This is a genomic window from Halobaculum sp. CBA1158 (assembly GCF_021431925.1).
In the GTDB taxonomy this organism is placed as follows: Archaea; Halobacteriota; Halobacteria; order Halobacteriales; family Haloferacaceae; genus Halobaculum.
The window spans coordinates 219,438-237,089 of the sequence record NZ_CP090372.1 but is presented as its reverse complement, the minus strand read 5'-3'; the positions used below and the strand labels follow the sequence as shown (position 1 = coordinate 237,089).

The window sequence follows — 17,652 nt, the reverse complement described above, 5'->3', positions numbered from 1 at the left end:
GTTCGAGTCCACCGAGCACGATGTTCGACACGAGTCAGCGTCCGATCGTCCTCGTCTGGGAGGCCTCACGCGCGTGTGACCTCGCGTGTGACCACTGTCGAGCGGAGGCGACGCCCGGACGACACCCGGAGGAGCTCACGACCGCGGAGGGGAAGCGACTGCTGGAGTCCGCTCGCGAGTTCGGCGACGGCCAGGTGGTCGTCCTCTCGGGGGGCGACCCCCTCAAGCGCGACGACCTCGCGGAGCTCGTCGCTCACGGCGACGACATCGGCCTCCGGATGGCACTCACCCCCAGCGGAACGGCGTCGCTGACGCGCGACCGCATCGACCGACTCGCCGACGCCGGCCTCCGACGGGTCGCGCTCAGCGTCGACGCCGGCGGTCCGTCGGTCCACGACGGCTATCGCGGCGAACCGGGCGTCTTCGAGGAGACGCTTCGGGCGGCCCGGTGGATCCGGGAGTCGGATCTGGGCCTCCAGATCAACACGACCGTCTGCGAGCGAACCGTCGACGAACTCCCCGCCGTCCGGGACCTGGTCGGCGATCTCGGGGCTGTGCGCTGGAGCGTCTTCTTCCTCGTCCCAGTCGGACGGGGGGCGACGCTCGACCCGGTCAGTCCGTCCCGGGCCGACGCAGTCATGGACTGGCTCCACGCCGTCGACGACGAGTCGTCGTTCACCGTCAAGACGACGGAGGCCCCCCACCACACCCGCGTCGGCCTCGACCGGCGCGGGGTCGAGCCGGCGGATCTCCACCCCGAGTCGGGGCCGCCCGCGACCCGGCCGAACGTCCGCGCCGGCGACGGCTTCGCGTTCGTCAACCACGTCGGCGACGTGACGCCCTCTGGCTTCCTGCCGGAGCCCGCGGGGAACGTCCGCGACGACGACCTCGTCGACCTGTACCGGAACGCCGACCTGTTCGAACGGCTCCGCGACCGCGACGCGCTCACGGGCAAGTGCGGTGCCTGCGAGTACCGCGCTGTCTGCGGCGGGTCGCGCTCGCGAGCGTACGCGGTCACGGGCGACCCGCTCGCCTCCGATCCGCTGTGTCCGTACGTTCCCGATGGGTACGACGGACCGCTGCCGGAGTCGCTGGCGGACGGGTGAATCGGGGCCGACTCCCGCTCGCGGGGGAGTCGGCGACCGCGGTTACTTGTCGCGACGACCCGCGCCGACGAGACGTTTCAACAGCGTTCGATCGGAGGGTCGCTCGGCCAACAGCAGCGAGGCCTCCACGTCGTCGGCGATGTTCATGTGAAGCGAGTCGGTGACGAGCCGTGAGAGCAGCCCCTGTTCGGTCGCGCCGATGAGCACGATCGTGTTGTCCTCGGCCGCCCGCTCGATCGAGTCCTCCACGTCGCCGGAGTCGTCGACGATGCGGTCGGCGTCCTCGAGTCCGTTCTCGGCGGCCCACTCCGCGAGGAACCGCTCGCCGCGCTCGCGGTCGGCGGGACCGTCGACGACGTGAAGCAACGAGACCTCCGCGTCGCGGGCCTCGCTGAGTCCGCGGGCGACGTCGGCGCTCAACACGGAGTTGGGACCGCCGGCCGTCGGGACGAGCACGCGAGAGGCGTCGAGCCCGCGGTCCTTGACGACGATGAAGTCGCACGGCAGGCGGTTGGTCAGCTCGTCGATGGGGCGCTCGGCTCGGGCCGACGCCCACACGCCGTCGTCGGCCCACCCCATCATCACCAGGTCGGGACGGGTCCGGTTCGCCCGGTCGAAGACATCCTCGAACGACCGGTGCGTGACCAGCGTCGACGTCTCCAGGTCGGCCTCGTAGCGCTCGCCGATGTCGCGCACGTCCCCGAGCAGTCTGTTCGATTCGGCACTGATTCGGTCGTGGTCGGCTCGACGCTTCCCGTGGCTGGGTCCGGAGGGGATCTGCACCATGTGGACGACGTGGACGACGCCCTTCTTCCGGGTCGACGCGAGCGCACACGCCATCTCCACGAGCCGGGTCTCGGTTCGCGGGTTCGTGATCGGAACGAGGATGCGGTAGGAGTCCGGGTCGCGGACGAACTCCTCGACCGTGTCGAACATCGGAACGTACGACCGTCCCGCGAGGCTGCCGAGGAGGGACTCGCGTATCGACAGTCGACGGACGTTCTCGAAGCGGGCGGTCTCGAGACGCTCCTCCGTCGTCTGGTAGTAGTTGACGACCGTGACGAGCACGACGCCGCCGACGGTGTTGCCGACCAGCACCGGGATCACGAAGTCGGTCATCGCCAGCAGGAACCCCAGGTCGCCGACGAGCATGAGGTACACCGCCTCGGTGAACGAGACGACGCTGTGGTTGAGATTCCCCAGCGGGATGGTGAGAAACGCGAGGTAAACGACGACGAGCCGGGAGATCGTGTCCTGTGCGGCGAAGTTCATCCAGACGACGCCCGCGACGATCAGTCCGGCGAACCCGCCCCTGAAGAACAGCTCCCAGTTGGTGGTCTCGTACACCCCCGTCGCCGCCAGGTCCACGGCCACAGCCCCCGCCTCCGGAGATAACACGCCACCGTACGCGAGGACGACCGCGCCGATCGCGCCGCCGGCGAAGTTACCGAGCGCGACGATGGTCCAATGGCGCAACAGCGCCGGCACCGACGCCAGCCGTTCGAGCGTCAGCGCCACCGGCGGGAGCGTGTTCTCGGTGTACAGCTGGTAGCCGCCGATGATGATGTAGATGAAGCCGATCGGGTACAGCAGCGCCGCGACGACGCTGCTGTCGGTCTGCGGGTACATCGACGCGTACACGAGCAGCGTGATCGTGATCGCGAACCCGCCGGCGAGGGCGGCGAAGAACAGCTCGCGAGCCCCGGAGGTGATCTCGTGGTCCGCGTCGGCGACGATCCGCTGGAACACCTCGTCCGAGGAGAACCGATCGGGGACGACTGACCCCGACACCGGAACGCCGTCGTCGGTCGTCCCCCGGTCCCCCTCCGGGTGAGTGTCGTCCTCCGGCTCTGTCATGCGACCTACCTCAGACAGCGGCGTAAAGAAGCTTCATCATCTCGTCGCCGCCGACGGGTTCGAACCGGAGCCGGCGCGAAGAGCACGCGGGCTCGCGAGGGGACGTTGTTCGGACGGTTCGGCTACCGGCTAGGGAGCGGAAGTCGACCGGAGCCCGTCTCGTCCCCGCGGACGGCCGCAGCGGCGTGCTCGCCGCTGATCAGACACATCGGCACGCCGATCCCCGGCGTGGTGTCCGAGCCGACCAGGTAGAACCCGTCGGGCCCGGCGCGGTGACTCGGCCGGAGCGGCCCGGTCTGGTCGAGCGTGTGTGCCAGTCCCAGCGCCGTGCCCTCCGGCTCGCCGAACCGGGCCGCGAACTCGGAGACGCAGGCCTCCTCCTCGACGACGATCCGGTCGCGGAGGTCGACGCCGGTCGTCTCCGCGAGGTCCGCCAGCACCCGGTCGCGGAACCGCGACCGAGCCGTCGGGTCGTCGCGGAGGCCGGACGCGACGGGCACGAGCACGACGACGGTCTCGTGCCCGTCGGGCGCGACCCCGTCGTCCGTTCGCGAGGGGACGTTGACGTAGTAGGCGGGGTCGTCGGGCCACGCCGGGTCCTCGAAGATCGAATCGAAGTGGTCGTCCCAGTCGGTCGGGAGCACCAACGAGTGGTGCGCCAACGGCTCCACGTCGCCCTCGACGCCCAGGTACAGCATGTACGCCGAGGGGGCGAACGTGGCGTCGTTCCAGGCGTCGTCGCCGCGGATCCGGTCTCCCGGGGGCAGGAGGTCCCGGTCGGCCGTGGCCGGCGGAACGTCGCAGACGACGAGGTCGGCCGTCGCGGCGTCGGGTGTGTCCGCGGCGGCGTCGGCGGCGGACGCGACTGTCGTATCGGCGGCGTCGCCGGCGTCCCCGCCAGCGTCCGCCAGCGAGAGGGAGAACGTTCCCCGCCGTCCCGCCACCGCGGTCACCTCGGTCCCGGTCCGGTAGTCGACGCCGAGGGAGTCACCGAGGTCGCGAAGCGCCTCGACGACGCGGTACATGCCGCCGTCGGGGTAGTGGACCCCGAGGCCGTGGTCGGCCCACGAGAGCATGCTGTACAGCGCGGGGGTGTTGTACGGCGACCCGCCGAGAAACACCAGCGTGTACTCGAGGAGCTGCTCGAGCTTCGGATGGTCGACGTAGCGGTCGACGTGTTCGTCCATCGTCCGTAACAGCGGGAGCGCCCGACCCGACCTGAGCACGTCGAGGTCGAGCATGTCCCGCAGGCGGTCGCGGTCGGTGTAGACGAACCGGTCCATGCCCAGTTCGTACGCCTCGCGGGCGCGTTCGAGGTACGCCTCGAACGACTCGCCGGCCCCCGGTTCGTAGGACTCGAAGAGGTCGCGCACGGCCGCCCGGTCGGCGGGCACGCTCGCGCGGTCGCCGTCGGTCCAGAACACGCGGTACTTGGGGTCCAACTCGACGAGGTCGTAGAAGTCGCCTGGGTCGCGGTCGAAGTGCGCGAAGAACCGCTCGAATACCTCCGGCTGGAGGTACCACGAGGGACCGGTGTCGAACGCGAACCCGTCGCGTTCGATGCGACCGGCGACGCCGCCGACGCGGTCGCCGCGTTCGTAGACCGTGACGTCCGCCCCGTCGTCCGCGAGGTAGCAGGCCGCCGAGAGCCCACCGATGCCGCCCCCGATCACGGCGACCTCCCGGTCGGCCAGGGGCGCGGCGTCCGGTTCCGGATCGCGTGACATCGCGACCGTGTACGTGGTCCCCCCTGGAGTTCCCGACTCCGATTCCCACTCGCTGGGAAGCACGGATCCCCGTTAGGTCCGGAGAGGAACGGGATCGATCACGACCATGTCGACCGGACTGCGCTCGTCGCCACGGGAGGAGTTCGACGGCCCGCCGTCCGACGACGGAGGGACCGAACGAGAGGGCGTGAGCGGCCCGTCCGACCCGCCCGGCGGGCAGACGCTGGCGCGACGGGCCGTCCTCGCCTCGCGGGTCGTGTTCGCCGGCCTCGCTGTCGCGTTCGTCGCCCTCGCCGCTGCCGACGTGACCGTTCCCCTGCGGTACCGCGCGTTCGCGTACCTCGGACTGATGGGAACCGTCAGCCTCTATCACGGCGGCTTCGAGCACGTCGCGAACCTCCGGGGCCGCGGCGAGCGGATCCGGTGGCTGTACGTCCTCGCGTACCTCGCGCTGATCGTCGTCGCCTACGACCTGTTCGTACTGAGCCCGATACTCGGGGTCGCGCTCGCGGTGACGGTCACGGCGCTGAAGGCGGGACACGGCGGGATCGCGGTGCTCGACCGCCTCGTCGGGACCGACCACCTCTCCGCCCGTCCCCAGCGGGCGCTGGCGGTGGTCGTCCGGGGCGGTGCCGTGCTCGTTCCGGCGTACGTCGTCGACCCCGGCCTGTACGGCATGTACGCGGGCTACATGGTGAACGTGTTCGAACCCGGCGCGCTCGCGCCGTTCGCCTGGGCGTTCGAGTCGCCGACGGTGACGGCCGTCGGCGGGACCTACGCGGCCGCCGTCGCGATCCACCTCCTGTGGGGCGGCGTGCGTGGCTCGTTCGGGCGGACGTGGCGAGTCGACGCGGCGGAGACGCTGTTGCTGGTGGGGTTCTTCCTCGCCGTGCCGCCGGCGGTCGCGATCGGCGTGTACTTCCCGTGTTGGTACGCCGTCCGCGGGATCGCCAGGCTGTCGACCGGCGATTCGGGAGCCTCGACGGCCCGTGGGGTGTTCACGCGGATCGCACGCGGCGGCGCGCTTCCGTGGGTCGGGGCGCTGGCGCTGTTCGCCCTCGCGGCCGTGACGGTGCCGCGGACTCCCGTGTCGCCCGCGGGGTGGGTCGGCTTCTACAGCGTCGCGGTCTCCGTGATCGCCGTCCCGCACGTCGTCGTCGGGTCGTACCTCGACAGAACCCGGGGTATCTGGTCGACGTAGGCGGGTGTGCGGCGGTCGCTGGCGGCGTCGGCGACGGCGTCGCCAACGGTTCGGTCTGGGCGGCCGGGGGTGGCTCCACCTTCCGATCGTGGGCGACAGCGGTACGTCTCGGGTTCGCGGGTGGGCGCGAGAGGGGGCGACCCCGCTACCGATCGTCGTCGGTGGGATCGGACGACGGCTCCGGTCGGATCGTGAGCTCGTCGATCCGGCTGTCGTCCATCGCCGTCACTTCGACGACGTGGTCGTCGACCGTGACGGAGTCGCCGGCGTCGGGGACCCGGCCGAGAAGGTCGAGGACCAGTCCCGCGACGGTCTCGAACTCGTCGCTCCGGAACGACGTGCCGAGCGCGTCGTTGACCGCCCGCAGGGTCGCGCCGCCGTCGACCACGTACTGCCCATCGGCGCGCCTGTGGACCGACGGCTCGCGCTCGTCGGCGTCGAATCCGTCCCGGAGGTCGCCGACGACTGCCTCGACCACGTCCTCAACGGTCGCGAGCCCCTCGAAGCTGCCCCACTCGTCGACGACGGCCGCCATCTGCTGGCGGTCGTCGCGGAACTGCAAGAGCAGGTCGTCGATCGGCGTCGTCTCGGGGACGACGAGCACGTCGCGGGCGATGTCGGCCGCGGTCGTCCCCGTCGGATCGTCCGACTCGCTCGCGCGCAACACGTCTTTCAGGTCGATGAAGCCGACGACCTGATCGGCGTCGGCGGCGTCGACGACGGGGTACCGCGTGTACTCGGCCGACAGCGCCGTCTCGCGGATCGACGGGAGCGTCGCGTCCGCGGAGACGGCTACCACGTCGGGCCGGGGGATCATCACCTCCCTGACGAGGGTGTCGTCGAGGTCGAACACGCGCTCGATCATCTCGACCTCGCTGGCGGCGACGGTCCCCTCCTCGCCCGCACGCGACAGCACCATCCGGATCTCTCGTTCCTCGAGCGTCTCGTCGGTCTCGGAGGCCGGGGGGATGCCGATCAGCCGTGTGAACGCATTCGCGGTTCCGTTGAACACGACGAGCCCGGGATAGAACACGTAGTAGAACAGCTTCAACGGCGGTGCCACCAACAGGGCGATCCGCTCCGCGCGGGCGATCGCGATCGTCTTCGGGGCGAGTTCGCCGAAGACGACGTGGAGGAACGTGATGAGGCCGAATCCGATCCCGAAGGAGACGAGATGGACGACGCTCGGGGGGAGTACCGGGCCCAACGCCGGTTCGAGCAGCGACGCGACCGCCGGCTCGCCGGCCCACCCCAGTCCGAGTGAGGCGAGGGTTATCCCTAACTGCGTCACGGCGAGGTAGTTGTCGAGCGCGTCCATCGCCTCCGCGAGCGTCTCCGACCCGGGGCGTCCCTCGTCGACCATCTGGTCGACGGAGGTCGAACGGACCCGCACGAGCGCGAACTCGGCTGCGACGAAGAACCCGTTCAACACGACGAGTACGAGCGCGACCAGCAGGCGGCCGGCCGCGAAGACGACATCTACCATTCGGGCCTCCGGGTCCGTTCCGGGCACGCCTCGGGAGTCAGAATACGGCGGCTGTGAGTCACACCGGAACGCCGCCGGCGAGCTACTTAAGTTCTCGAGCGACGCGGCCGGCGACCGCCGGGTCGAGGACCGGGACCGTGGGCTCGGATCGCCGGGATCGAGAACCGGGACGGCTGGCTCGGACCGCCGACCGTAGCGATCAGCCCTCGTAGCCGGCGTACTCCATGATAGAGGCGAAGATGTCGGTGTCCATCGCCTCCTCGTAGACGACGCCCGAGAGCATCCCACCGGGGTAGCTGGTGCCGTTCATCACGTGGTTCACCTTATGGCAGTGCATGAGGTAGATTCCGGGGTCGGAATCGGCCGTGAACTCGATGGTGTGGCGCTCGGCGGGCGCGATGTCGGTGATGTCCATTTCGTGGCGCGCGGCCTCCGGGATCGTTCCCCCGTCTTTCTCCACCAGTTCGAACCGATGGTTGTGGATGTGTAGGGGGTGGTTCATGTACCCGTTGTTGACGTAGTGAACGCGGACGGTGTCACCCTGCGAGACGATGATCGGCGAGCCCTCTTCGGGATGGAGGGTCCGCGGTGCCGACTTCCCGTTGACCGTGAACACGTCGGGATCGCGCGATCGCGGCGAGTAGCTGGCGTCCTCGCCAGCCATCATCCGCGGAAGGCTCGAGTCCCAGTCCTTCACCGTCATGAAGTACTCTCTGTCCGCAGGTTCGTACCCCTCCGGGTCGACGCGGAAGATCCCGTACATCCCCATGTCGATGTGACGCTGGGTCTGGTAGTGACAGTGGTAGACGTGCGTCCCGGGGACGTTCGCGGGAATCTCGTACTCGTGGGTCTCTCCGGGGTCGACGGTGATCCCGGTCGTCGTGGGGACCCCGTCGTTCTCCCACGTCTTCTGGACCCCGTGGAAGTGCAGCGTGTGCGGGCGCTGTCCGTCGGTGTTGTCGAGGACGACCGTCATGTCCTCGCCTTCGGTCGTCCGGAGGATCGGCCCCGGAACCGAGGGGTCGCCGTCGTCGGCCTGGAACGCCCACACCTGCGGGAACTCGATCGGCCCACCCATCGCCTCGCCGGGGTGCACGTCGTGACGGGCCGGTACTGTCTTCATCGTCACCTCGCCCCCCTGCTCGTCGACGTTGACGATCTCCGGGGGCGAGGTAGTCGGCAGGGATTCGTCCGTCGCCGCGGTCGGACCGCCGTCTGTTCCGACGGCCGTCTCGTCGCCGCCGGCGGTCGGAGCCTGACACCCCGCAAGCGCCGCGGTGCCGGTCGCGCCCGTTGCAGCCAGGAACTCGCGCCGACTCATGCCGGAGCCGGGTGCGCCGATCTGAGGCATACACGAACACGTATGGGGCGGGGTTAGAAAGGGCGATCAGCCGGTTCCCAATTACTGGGATCGACACCGGGATCACCGGTTCCGAGTCGAAGTCTGGATCACCGGACATATAGTCGCGACCGGAGTACGATCCCGTATGGTGCGCGATTCCCGGCCGGGGGCGGACCCGGGACCGAGCCTCCAGCCGGTGCTCGACGCGCTCGACGACCCGGACTGCAGAACCATCATCGAACACCTCGACGAGCCCCTGACCGCCGGCGAGGTGTCCGAGGAGTGTGACATACCCATGTCGACCACCTACCGTAAACTCGACCTACTGTCGGAGGCACAGCTGCTCGCCGAAAGCGTCGAAGTCCGACAGGACGGCCACCACGCGACTCGGTATCGCCCGGACTTCGAGGAAGTGATCATCGCGCTCGCCGAGGATCGAACGCTCGACGTCAGCGTCGAGCGCCCGGCCGACGACGCCGCCGACCGCCTCGCGAACATGTGGGGCCAGGTCCGAAAGGAGGCGGACAGATGAGCCACCTGACGCTCGCCATCGCGGCGACGAAGACGCTGACGCTCGTGTTCGGGTCGGTGATCACCTATCTCTCGTGGATGGCCTACCGTCGAACGAGAGCCGATGCCCTCCGGGCGCTGGCCATCGGATTCGCCGTCATCACGGTCGGGAGCGTGATCGGCGGGGGCGTCGACCTCGTCGGTGACGTGCTCCCGATCATGGGCTCGGACCCGCTCCTGTACGGTGTGTTGGTCCAGAGCGTGCTCACGATGGTCGGTTTCGGGTTCATCACTTACTCGCTGTACCAGGAGTAGCGGTATCCGGGTCCGGAACGTGTCACCTGCGACACCGAAAGTCGGGAATTCGTGGTTACCAACATCTCGAGATGCCGCCGTGGTCGACGTGCCATCAGATGTATCAGTAACTCTTAATGAGAGTGCTCATTCCACGGGAGCCAGTATCCAATCGGTATCGAATCGCCATCGGACCGGCGTCGAGCCACACCCTCAAGGCCCTTCCCGTCGACGGCCGAGGCGACCATGGAGATCCTCGTCGCCGTCGACGGATCCGAGTGCAGCTTTCGCGCGCTGGAAACGGCCGCCGATACCGCGGTACGGTCCGACGGATCGCTCCACGTCGTTCACTTCACTCCGCACGAAACCGACGAGACGGCCGCACTCGTCGAGCGCGTGGAGGAGACGCTGTCCGACCACGGACTCGACGCCGATCCCGAGGTTCACACGGAGATCCGGACGATCCGATTCCCCGAGCGCGTCGGTAAGGACGTGTTGGAGGAAGCCCGAGACCGCGACGTGGACCGGATCGTCGTCGGCCATCACGGCAGCGGCCTCGTCGGACGGACCGTGTTCGGAAGCACCGCCGAGACGGTCGTTCGAGGAGCCGAGCGATCAGTAACTGTCGTTCCCTGACGGTCGGTTCTGACGGTAGCTTCGTGACGGCCAGTTTTGACTGTCAACCTATCGTGGCCAGTCGGTCGGAGCGTCACTCCGCATCCGAACGCGAACCGTCGATATCGGTTTCGGTGTCTCCGTCGTGATCGACGTTCTCATCGTGACTGGCCGCCTCCGCGAGCGTCTCACGCTCCTCGAAGTATGCCGGCGCGTCGCGTTCGATCTCGAACTCGACGACCCGTCGGATCGCCTCCTCGGGGGCGAGGTCGCCGTCGTCGTGTTCTTTCCCGATCGTCTCCGCGAGTTCGAGGTAGTCGGCCGCGAGGTCGCGAAACAGTCGCATCCGGGTCTCGGTCGCCTCAACGACGGCTTGTTTCTCGCGAAGCGTCGACTCGGCATCGGCGAGGTCGACCACGTCGTCCGTCGTCTCTCCGGCCGGATCTGGCTCTGGTGCGGTATCGGCTCCCGTTGCGGGCGCGTCCGGCGACGGCGGCGACTCCGGACCGTGGACGTCCCCTCCCGAGCGCTCTGCAAGACGCTCGCGGAGATCGGCCACGCCCTCGTCGATCTCGTCGAGCAGCGCACTCGCCTCCTCACCCATCCGCTCGACGCGACCCGAGAGCAGACCCGCCTGCGTCCGACAGTACTCGGCGAGCTCCTCGACCGTCCGGTCGTCGTCCGCGCCGTCCATACGCCGAGTTGTCGCGCCGGGTGGAAAGCGAGTTCGGTCGGATCGGACGGAAAACCGGGAACGCTCCGACACGTATCGGGAGCGCTCCTACTCGTACTGGTGACGTTCGACGCGGTCGACGACTTCGGCGAACGCGACGTTCTGTTTCACGCTCGTAACCCGAATTCGGACCCGTTCGCCCTTCTCCGTGTCGGGAACGATTATGACGTAGCCCCGATCGACGCGCGCGATACCGTCACCCTGGTCGCCGATCCCCTCGATGTCGACGGTTACCTCGTCGCCGCGGTCGACCGGTGGCTCCGGCTCGCCGCTCGATCCCCGAGACCCGGCTGTTCGGCTCGAGGTAGCGCCCGCGTTCGCGTCGGAGACTTCTCGTTCGTCGGCCGCATCTGCTCCGTCAGCGCCGACTGCTCTGTCGGCGTCCGTGCCTGTTTCCCTGGTCTCCCCGTCACCGGCTGCTCCGAGTCGACTCGCAGACCCCGAAACCGAGGATTTCGAGTCAGGTGCGAGCATGGCGACACGGTACACCTCGCCCGCGTGAAGTGTGGCGAGGTCGAGTTCGCGCTTCGGGACTTCTACTACGTACGATCCGTCTCGTTCCTCGATTTCCCCACTGAATACACAGCGTAGATCGTCGGATATCTCCATTCACTTCGAGTTCGTACGCCCGTATTGTTAACACTATGTGAACCGAGCGGACGTGTTCCGCGGAGTCCGCGGGTTTCACGTCGAAGATATCGATGATTCGGGTAGAACCACGGAAATAACCGGTTCGATGGAAGGGTCTGAAGGGTCCGCACTCCGTTCGGTCCCTGCTCGAGTCGTCGTCGACTCACACCACCGTGTCCGCTGTTCTCGCTGAGGAGGCGTTCGATCGACCCACAACAGCGGACATGGTGGGGTGATACTGGGAGGTTGAGAGTGATAGTAGGAGGGTGAGAGTGATAGTAGGAGAATGATAGTAGGAGGCTGAGAGTAGGAAAGTGCTGAGTAGCGACGGTACTGCCATCGCGACGATAGCGATGGAGGAATGGATACCGAGATCGCTAATCTCGGTCACATTCGGAGACCGTTGCGTTCGATGGAAGAGTGGCGGGAAACCTCGGAGCCGTCCGATGCCCGAGCGGAGAGGGTTCGATGGTCGGTCGGAACTGACGCGTATCGGCTCCGTTTGTACCCCCACCATGTCCGCGGTTGTTCCGGCCTTCCGGGATCGATAGAGCGTCGTTTCCGGCTGGGAGGAACGCCACAGGCGACGATAAGCGTGGATACACCGAATCCTCGTACGACGAGTGAACGGGACACACCACAATGTCCGCTGTTCTTCACGAGGACGAGCGGCATTACTGCGGACATCGTGGTGTCGAGCACGAGTCCGAGAGAAGGGCGATCCGGTCAGACGGTGTTTGTCGGAGGCCTAGCCCGGTAAATCGGAGATACCGAAGAGCGTATCCACGTAGATCGTACCCGTACCTCTCTCCCCCCACATTGTCCGCTGTTCTCGTCTAAAGGTGTCTGGAGGGTAGCTGTCGGGTGTTAATTTCCCCATCGATATGGGGATTTAAATTGTGGTTGCAGCCGTACGGACTAGCTCTCTTCGTGTGTATTTAAATCTTGTGCAACATAAATAGCTGTATCGAGCATCCTGAGGGGGAGGGGGGTTGTTTCGCTCACAACAGCGGACATAGTGGAGGGGGTGTGTTCCACCCGTCATTTAAGTGTGTGAAGAACAGCGGAAACAGCGGACACTCCGGACGCGGTGGCTTTATGTTCTACGACGCACAGTAGCAGGTAACTGACTATGGGGATGTTCGAGCGGGATACCGATATTTACCGCGACCGCGACGCCCTTCGAGAGGACTACCAACCCGAGCAGCTGGTCGGCCGTGACGAGGAACTCGACACCTATCGTGCGGCGCTTCAACCGGTAATCAACGGGGAACAGCCGAACAACGTCTTCTTGTACGGGAAGACCGGGGTCGGGAAGACCGCGGCGACGCGATACCTGCTCGATCACCTCCAGCAGGACGCCGCCCAGTACGACGACATCGAGCTCACCGTCACCGCGCTCAACTGCGACGGTCTCACCTCGTCGTACCAGGTTGCTACCCGCCTCGTCAACGAGTTTCGGGATGACACCGAGCAAATTTCCACCACCGGTTATCCCCGTGCCAGCGTCTACGAGATGTTGTGGACCGAACTCGACGAGTGCGGTGGGACGATCCTCATCGTCCTCGACGAGGTCGACCACGTGGAGGACGACTCGATTCTCTATCAACTCCCGCGTGCACGTGCGAACGGTAACCTCTCGACGGCCAAGATCGGGATCGTCGGTATCTCCAACGACTTCTCGTTTCGCGACGACCTCTCGCCCAAGGTCCGGTCGTCGTTGTGTGAACAGGAGATTCACTTCCCGGCGTACGATGCGACCGACCTCCAGAAGATCCTCGAACAGCGTGTGGAGGTCGCGTTCCACGAGGGCGTGCTCGATCCCGGCGTCATCCCGCTGTGTGCCGCCTACGGCGCGAAGGACGCGGGCGACGCCCGCCAGTCGATAGACCTGTTGATGAAGGCAGGGGACCTCGCGCGCGATGACGACACCGAACACGTCACCGAGTCCCACGTCGATCGCGGTCGACGCGCCCTCGAACGCGGGCGGATCAAGGAGGGGATAACCGGATTGACCCAACACGGCCATCTCGTGTTGTACGCGCTGCTCACGCTCGATCTCGAGGGCGAGGCTCCCGTCAGGTCGCGAGACGTTCGCCCGCGATACACTCGATTCGCCGAGACCGCCGACCGCGACCCGCTCGTTCCGCGTCGGATGCGCGATCACCTCTCGGAGCTGGCGATGCTCGGCATCATCTCCGTCACCGAACGCAACGAGGGCAGACGCGGCGGAACGTACCGCGAGTACGCCCTCGACATGGACGTGGACCTCCTGCTCGACGCGATGTCTGACACGGTCGAGGACGTCGGCGTCCACCAGTCGGTGCAGGACTTCCTCATCGAAGACTCCGCCAACGACCTCACCGACGCGAGGGTGACCGACTTCGGAACCAACGACTGACCAACTTCGGAAGCCACGCCCCTCGGAGTTCGAACGGGTAACGGAAGTTCGAACGGGTAACGGAACATCGATTTCGCGCGACGATCGAGTCCTTGCGACGATGGTCTCTTCGTGATGATCGGACCTACACGATGATCGGACCTACACGATGATCAGATCTACACGATGATCGAACCCACGCGGCAACGACGGCGGACGTGATGGTGCCCCGGTGCCTCCTTCGACCTCTCGCTAGTAGTTCACACATGCTGGTGGTTCTTGTATCCGAGTGGGTGCTCCCGGATTTCCCGTGTCGGTGCCAGAACGGATACGACGGAATCGAAGGTCACGCTGCGGTGGTGCAACGCCGCCAGTTGTCGTGCACTCAGTAACACAGTACTCCCGTACACACTCTCGCCTCCGGCCATATTCGTAGACAACAGCGGACATGGTGGTGTGTGGACCGTCCCTCTCGGGGTAACTCGGTCGATAGTCCTCGGTTTCTCACGCTCGAACAGCGGACGTGGTGGTGTCGGTACTCTCGCAGCGGGTCGATCGTTCGGATCGGAGCGATCCCGTCGTCGGTCACGCCCGCCGAACTCGATCGGTCCTGGCGGGATTCGTGCCGGCCGACCCGTCGGGTGACTCTCGTCGCTCGGACCCCACCGTGTCCGCCGTTCTCACCCGCCGTCGCTGTCGACCGCGAGAACAGCGGACATCGTGGGGTCGATGTCGGTCCGAACGGCCTCGTGTCGCCGCATCCGTCCGGGCCCACTTCGGTCAGATCTGTTCAGATCAGTCCGAAATGGTCCGGAGCGATCAGTCGGACTGGATCCGAATCTCCTCGTACCGATCGGCGGCGGCCTTCGGCAGCGATATCACGCAGACGCCGTCCGTGAGTTCTGCCTCAGCACCCCCGGCTCTGACCGCGGCCGGGAGGTGAACCACTCGCTCGACCTGCGTGGGTCGTTCGCGGAGATACACCGCGTCGGACTCGTCCAGTTCGCCCTCACGGTGTGCGTCGAGGACGAGCGTCTGTTGATCGATCCTGACGCGGATGTCGTCGCGTTCGAACCCCGGGAGGTCGACGTAGGCGACGATCTCGTCGGTGCCGTTGACGATATCGACGTCCGGGTACGCCGTCGTCGGTCCGAGAACGCCGGCCTGTTCACCGGTCGTGACCGCCGTCCGCGAGCTGTACGGATCGACGCCCGTCGACTGTGACGGTGCGGCGTCGACCCCGTGTGGCCCGTCGGACTCCTGGTCGAATGGGAACGTAGCCACGGATCTCGTTACCACGACAGCTGTTGTGGCTGTTGTCCGATCTCGACCGATCCGTTCTGAAGTGCCTCGGCGGCCTGCTGGACCCGAGTGATAACCTCCTGAACGGTGGGATCCTCCGTCGGTTGCTGTCGCAACTCCTGTACAGCCTGTTGGAGGCTCCCGACGACGGCCTGTCGGAACGACTCGGCGTACGGTGACTCCCTGAGGATCAGCTTCCGCTCCGTTTCGGTCATCTCCCCAAGGTCCTCGGTCATCCGTGCGAGTCGCGGATTTCCGTTCCTGAGCGCGTGTCCGTTCGCCCGGTCGAGCACGCGTTCCAGCTCCTGTAACACCGACGCGATCTGCTGTCCGTTCTGTTCGATCCCCGTCTGCGGCGATTGCGTCTGTGACGTCGATTGGAACGTCCCGCTCGCGGGCGGCGACTGCGACGCGCTCTGACTCGGTTGTCCTGGATTCACCTGTCCGACCTGTTGGTGGCCCGTGTTCGGGTGGTTGCCGACGGCGCTGATCGACTGGCTCGCGCCGCTTTCGGGCTGGCCGAACTGCGACTGCTCGAACTGCGGCTGTCCGAACTGTCGCTGTCCGACCTGTGACCCCTGTGAGGTCGGCTGTTCCCGTCCGATCGTCCCAAGACTGCTGTACCCCTGCGGTTGCTGTTGTGGTTGCTGGTTCATTTGCGGTTGCTGTTGCGGTTGCTGGTTCACCTGTGGTTCCCCCACGCGTTCGTCGTCACCGGGTGGTCGGCGTACCGGCGCGTCGTGTGTGCCGATGGATCAGGCGCGTCCGGTTGATGCCGATCCGCCGCCCGGTGTCAACATCCGCGTTTGCTCCGGTGTTCGGAGCGTTCTACCTCTCGCGGTACTGGCATTTTGTTAGTCGCCCGCGCGAGCTGCTACGGGGCTTCCTACTCAGTCCAACGGGGCACCTTATCCAACCGCCGAAATTCGCACTGCAACCGTACTAACCCCGCCGTACGTGTCGTAGGGCGCGCCTTCGTTTCCGTGAACTGACCTGTTTTCGTCACGCGGTGGGCCCGTAGACCCACGGAATCCGTCGCGATCGGTTACGCCTCCCCCCCGCGTGCACTCAGAACGACGGAAACCGACAGGTACCCGGAGCACGTACACCGGTACATGACCGAGGATCCACCGGCGTCGCGCAGAGTCCCGAAACGCTGGTTGAACGTGCTGGAACTCGTGCTCGACGAGGGAATCGAGCGCGAGGGCGGAATCGAACTGGAAGCCGACGACCTCAGAGTCGAGGTCCCGCTGGCGTTCGACGAGGACGCCGACAGCGCCGAGTGGGGGTTCGATGGATCGGTGACGATCGAAACGAAAGGGACCAGGGGAACGCTCGCGGAGTGGTACCACCTCCACCGGGAGTCACTCCCCCATCCGGACGGTGAGAGACGACGACGCCGCGACAGCGAGCGGGGTGAGTCCGGCAGCGACGATGAAACTGTCCCAACGGACGGAGTCGACGATTCCAGGGCGTGAACCGGGTTCCGATCCCGGATCGATTATTTGGCCGGCGACTCAGGCACGTTTATGATCAAACCTGGCGACGCGGCACCGGCGGTGACAGCGCGCAACCAACACGGCGAGTCGGTGACTCCGTCGTTCGAGGATCCGACGGTCGTCTACTTCTATCCGAAGGACTTCACTGGCGGGTGTACCATCGAGGCAAACGACTTCGAGGACGCGCTCCCGGAGTTCCGCGAGGCTGGGATCACGGTCTACGGCGTCTCGATGGACGACGTCGAGAGCCACGCGGGGTTCGCCGACGAGGAGGGACTCACGTTCGACCTCCTGGCGGATCCTGACGGGGAGATCGCGGACGCCTTCGGTCTCGACACCGACGAGGGGTACACCGACCGGCGGACGTTCGTCCTCGCGGACGGCGAGGTCGCCGCCGTCTACGATCCGGAACTGGCGGATCCGTCCGGGCACGCTCGTTCGGTGTTGACGGACACGAGATCCGAACACGTCGCCGACGACTGACGCCGACGGCCCCGCCTTCGATCACGCTTCGACTTCCGCCTCGGATTCGACGCTGCCGCCCTCCCGTCCGGTGAGGGTGTACACTCGCTTTCGCGCGTCACGCAAGCAGACGGACTCGTCGACGAGTCCGGCGTCCTCGAGCCGATTGAGCGCGGTTCGAACGGTCCGGGTCGACAGCGCCGTCTCCTCGACGAGTTGCGTTTGGGTTCGCTCGTCCTCCCGCGTCAGCACGAAGTGGACGAGCTTCGCGCTCGGCGGCAACTCCGAAAAGGCCTCGTCGTCGCCGTCCTCGCGGCCCATCGCGTGCGGCTCGCTCTGTCCCTCCTCGGCGTCGGTCGAACGCGTGTATTGTCCCGTCATTGGTCAGCGAGAACCGCCGCCGACACGTCCGACTTCGGTCGGGTGACGGCGGACTCGATGCGTTCTACGAGTGGAGTCGACTTACCCGTTTCCGGGCGTCCACGTCACCCAGTTACCCGCGTGTCAC

The 17,652-nt window shown here is 66.5% G+C and carries 17 protein-coding genes; 8 read left to right on the top strand and 9 right to left on the bottom strand.

Going from position 1 to position 17,652, the window contains the following annotated elements; all coding sequences use genetic code 11:
* The first annotated feature begins 20 nt into the window (after positions 1-20).
* On the top strand, positions 21-1,106 hold the full coding sequence (locus Hbl1158_RS16030) for a TIGR04053 family radical SAM/SPASM domain-containing protein (protein WP_234299656.1): 1,086 nt from the start codon (positions 21-23) through the stop codon (positions 1,104-1,106).
* Between the two features lie 42 nt (positions 1,107-1,148).
* On the opposite strand, the gene Hbl1158_RS16025 is transcribed toward Hbl1158_RS16030, so the two are convergent.
* Both Hbl1158_RS16025 and crtI read right to left on the bottom strand, forming a co-directional pair.
* Positions 1,149-2,963, bottom strand: coding sequence for a formate/nitrite transporter family protein (locus Hbl1158_RS16025; protein WP_234299655.1), 1,815 nt, complete (start codon positions 2,961-2,963; stop codon positions 1,149-1,151).
* Between the two features lie 122 nt (positions 2,964-3,085).
* Positions 3,086-4,690, bottom strand: coding sequence for a phytoene desaturase family protein (crtI, locus tag Hbl1158_RS16020; RefSeq protein ID WP_234299654.1), 1,605 nt, complete (start codon positions 4,688-4,690; stop codon positions 3,086-3,088).
* Positions 4,691-4,796: 106 nt separating this feature from the next.
* On the opposite strand from crtI, the gene Hbl1158_RS16015 reads away from it, so the two are divergent.
* On the top strand, positions 4,797-5,891 hold the full coding sequence (locus Hbl1158_RS16015) for a Brp/Blh family beta-carotene 15,15'-dioxygenase (protein WP_234299653.1): 1,095 nt from the start codon (positions 4,797-4,799) through the stop codon (positions 5,889-5,891).
* A gap of 145 nt (positions 5,892-6,036) precedes the next feature.
* Here the strand turns inward: Hbl1158_RS16015 and Hbl1158_RS16010 are convergent, their stop codons facing one another.
* On the bottom strand, positions 6,037-7,377 hold the full coding sequence (locus Hbl1158_RS16010; protein ID WP_234299652.1) for a hemolysin family protein: 1,341 nt from the start codon (positions 7,375-7,377) through the stop codon (positions 6,037-6,039).
* Between the two features lie 199 nt (positions 7,378-7,576).
* Positions 7,577-8,728 carry a multicopper oxidase domain-containing protein gene (locus tag Hbl1158_RS16005; protein ID WP_234299651.1) on the bottom strand — a complete coding sequence of 384 codons (1,152 nt, stop codon included), beginning with the start codon at positions 8,726-8,728 and terminating at the stop codon, positions 7,577-7,579.
* Positions 8,729-8,864: 136 nt separating this feature from the next.
* Between Hbl1158_RS16005 and Hbl1158_RS16000 the strand changes: the two genes are divergently transcribed.
* The 3 genes from Hbl1158_RS16000 to Hbl1158_RS15990 all read left to right on the top strand — a co-directional run bounded on the left by Hbl1158_RS16000 (position 8,865) and on the right by Hbl1158_RS15990 (position 10,159).
* A complete protein-coding gene (locus Hbl1158_RS16000; protein ID WP_234299650.1) occupies positions 8,865-9,251 on the top strand; it encodes a transcriptional regulator in 387 nt (128 codons plus the stop codon).
* Entirely contained in the window at positions 9,248-9,544 is a 297-nt protein-coding gene (locus tag Hbl1158_RS15995) for a hypothetical protein (protein ID WP_234299649.1), read from the top strand. The genes Hbl1158_RS16000 and Hbl1158_RS15995 overlap by 4 nt, the downstream gene beginning before the upstream one ends.
* 225 nt (positions 9,545-9,769) lie before the next feature.
* Positions 9,770-10,159 (top strand): universal stress protein, encoded by a 390-nt coding sequence (locus Hbl1158_RS15990; protein ID WP_234299648.1) that lies wholly within the window; start codon positions 9,770-9,772, stop codon positions 10,157-10,159.
* Positions 10,160-10,232: 73 nt separating this feature from the next.
* On the opposite strand, the gene Hbl1158_RS15985 is transcribed toward Hbl1158_RS15990, so the two are convergent.
* Positions 10,233-10,832, bottom strand: coding sequence for a hypothetical protein (locus Hbl1158_RS15985; RefSeq protein WP_234299647.1), 600 nt, complete (start codon positions 10,830-10,832; stop codon positions 10,233-10,235).
* 87 nt (positions 10,833-10,919) lie between these two features.
* Positions 10,920-11,480 carry a TRAM domain-containing protein gene (locus tag Hbl1158_RS15980; RefSeq protein WP_234299646.1) on the bottom strand — a complete coding sequence of 187 codons (561 nt, stop codon included), beginning with the start codon at positions 11,478-11,480 and terminating at the stop codon, positions 10,920-10,922.
* A 1,153-nt stretch (positions 11,481-12,633) separates the two neighbouring features.
* Here Hbl1158_RS15980 and Hbl1158_RS15975 point away from each other — a divergent pair.
* On the top strand, positions 12,634-13,902 hold the full coding sequence (locus Hbl1158_RS15975; protein ID WP_234299645.1) for an orc1/cdc6 family replication initiation protein: 1,269 nt from the start codon (positions 12,634-12,636) through the stop codon (positions 13,900-13,902).
* A 798-nt stretch (positions 13,903-14,700) separates the two neighbouring features.
* Here the strand turns inward: Hbl1158_RS15975 and Hbl1158_RS15970 are convergent.
* A complete protein-coding gene (locus Hbl1158_RS15970; protein ID WP_234299644.1) occupies positions 14,701-15,165 on the bottom strand; it encodes an Hsp20/alpha crystallin family protein in 465 nt (154 codons plus the stop codon).
* A gap of 8 nt (positions 15,166-15,173) precedes the next feature.
* Positions 15,174-15,839, bottom strand: coding sequence for a hypothetical protein (locus tag Hbl1158_RS15965; protein WP_234299643.1), 666 nt, complete (start codon positions 15,837-15,839; stop codon positions 15,174-15,176).
* Between the two features lie 459 nt (positions 15,840-16,298).
* Here Hbl1158_RS15965 and Hbl1158_RS15960 point away from each other — a divergent pair, with 459 nt between their 5' ends.
* On the top strand, positions 16,299-16,661 hold the full coding sequence (locus tag Hbl1158_RS15960; protein WP_234299642.1) for a hypothetical protein: 363 nt from the start codon (positions 16,299-16,301) through the stop codon (positions 16,659-16,661).
* A 51-nt stretch (positions 16,662-16,712) separates the two neighbouring features.
* Positions 16,713-17,165, top strand: coding sequence for a peroxiredoxin (locus tag Hbl1158_RS15955; protein WP_234299641.1), 453 nt, complete (start codon positions 16,713-16,715; stop codon positions 17,163-17,165).
* A 21-nt stretch (positions 17,166-17,186) separates the two neighbouring features.
* Here Hbl1158_RS15955 and Hbl1158_RS15950 read toward each other — a convergent pair whose 3' ends face one another.
* Positions 17,187-17,525 (bottom strand): winged helix-turn-helix domain-containing protein, encoded by a 339-nt coding sequence (locus tag Hbl1158_RS15950; RefSeq protein WP_321169955.1) that lies wholly within the window; start codon positions 17,523-17,525, stop codon positions 17,187-17,189.
* Positions 17,526-17,652: the final 127 nt, after the last annotated feature.

Bases quoted from the DNA above. Each gene is read 5' to 3' on its own strand.
- Hbl1158_RS16015 (WP_234299653.1), top strand. From the start codon at position 4,797: ATGTCGACCGGACTGCGCTCGTCGCCACGGGAGGAGTTCGACGGCCCG.
- Hbl1158_RS16000 (WP_234299650.1), top strand. From the start codon at position 8,865: ATGGTGCGCGATTCCCGGCCGGGGGCGGACCCGGGACCGAGCCTCCAG.
- Hbl1158_RS15960 (WP_234299642.1), top strand. From the start codon at position 16,299: ATGACCGAGGATCCACCGGCGTCGCGCAGAGTCCCGAAACGCTGGTTG.
- Hbl1158_RS15965 (WP_234299643.1), bottom strand. From the start codon at position 15,839: ATGAACCAGCAACCACAACAGCAACCGCAGGGGTACAGCAGTCTTGGG.
- Hbl1158_RS16005 (WP_234299651.1), bottom strand. From the start codon at position 8,728: ATGCCTCAGATCGGCGCACCCGGCTCCGGCATGAGTCGGCGCGAGTTC.
- Hbl1158_RS15950 (WP_321169955.1), bottom strand. From the start codon at position 17,525: ATGACGGGACAATACACGCGTTCGACCGACGCCGAGGAGGGACAGAGC.
- Hbl1158_RS15995 (WP_234299649.1), top strand. From the start codon at position 9,248: ATGAGCCACCTGACGCTCGCCATCGCGGCGACGAAGACGCTGACGCTC.
- Hbl1158_RS15980 (WP_234299646.1), bottom strand. From the start codon at position 11,480: ATGGAGATATCCGACGATCTACGCTGTGTATTCAGTGGGGAAATCGAG.
- Hbl1158_RS15985 (WP_234299647.1), bottom strand. From the start codon at position 10,832: ATGGACGGCGCGGACGACGACCGGACGGTCGAGGAGCTCGCCGAGTAC.
- Hbl1158_RS16030 (WP_234299656.1), top strand. From the start codon at position 21: ATGTTCGACACGAGTCAGCGTCCGATCGTCCTCGTCTGGGAGGCCTCA.
- Hbl1158_RS16025 (WP_234299655.1), bottom strand. From the start codon at position 2,963: ATGACAGAGCCGGAGGACGACACTCACCCGGAGGGGGACCGGGGGACG.
- crtI (WP_234299654.1), bottom strand. From the start codon at position 4,690: ATGTCACGCGATCCGGAACCGGACGCCGCGCCCCTGGCCGACCGGGAG.
- Hbl1158_RS15990 (WP_234299648.1), top strand. From the start codon at position 9,770: ATGGAGATCCTCGTCGCCGTCGACGGATCCGAGTGCAGCTTTCGCGCG.
- Hbl1158_RS15955 (WP_234299641.1), top strand. From the start codon at position 16,713: ATGATCAAACCTGGCGACGCGGCACCGGCGGTGACAGCGCGCAACCAA.
- Hbl1158_RS15975 (WP_234299645.1), top strand. From the start codon at position 12,634: ATGGGGATGTTCGAGCGGGATACCGATATTTACCGCGACCGCGACGCC.
- Hbl1158_RS16010 (WP_234299652.1), bottom strand. From the start codon at position 7,377: ATGGTAGATGTCGTCTTCGCGGCCGGCCGCCTGCTGGTCGCGCTCGTA.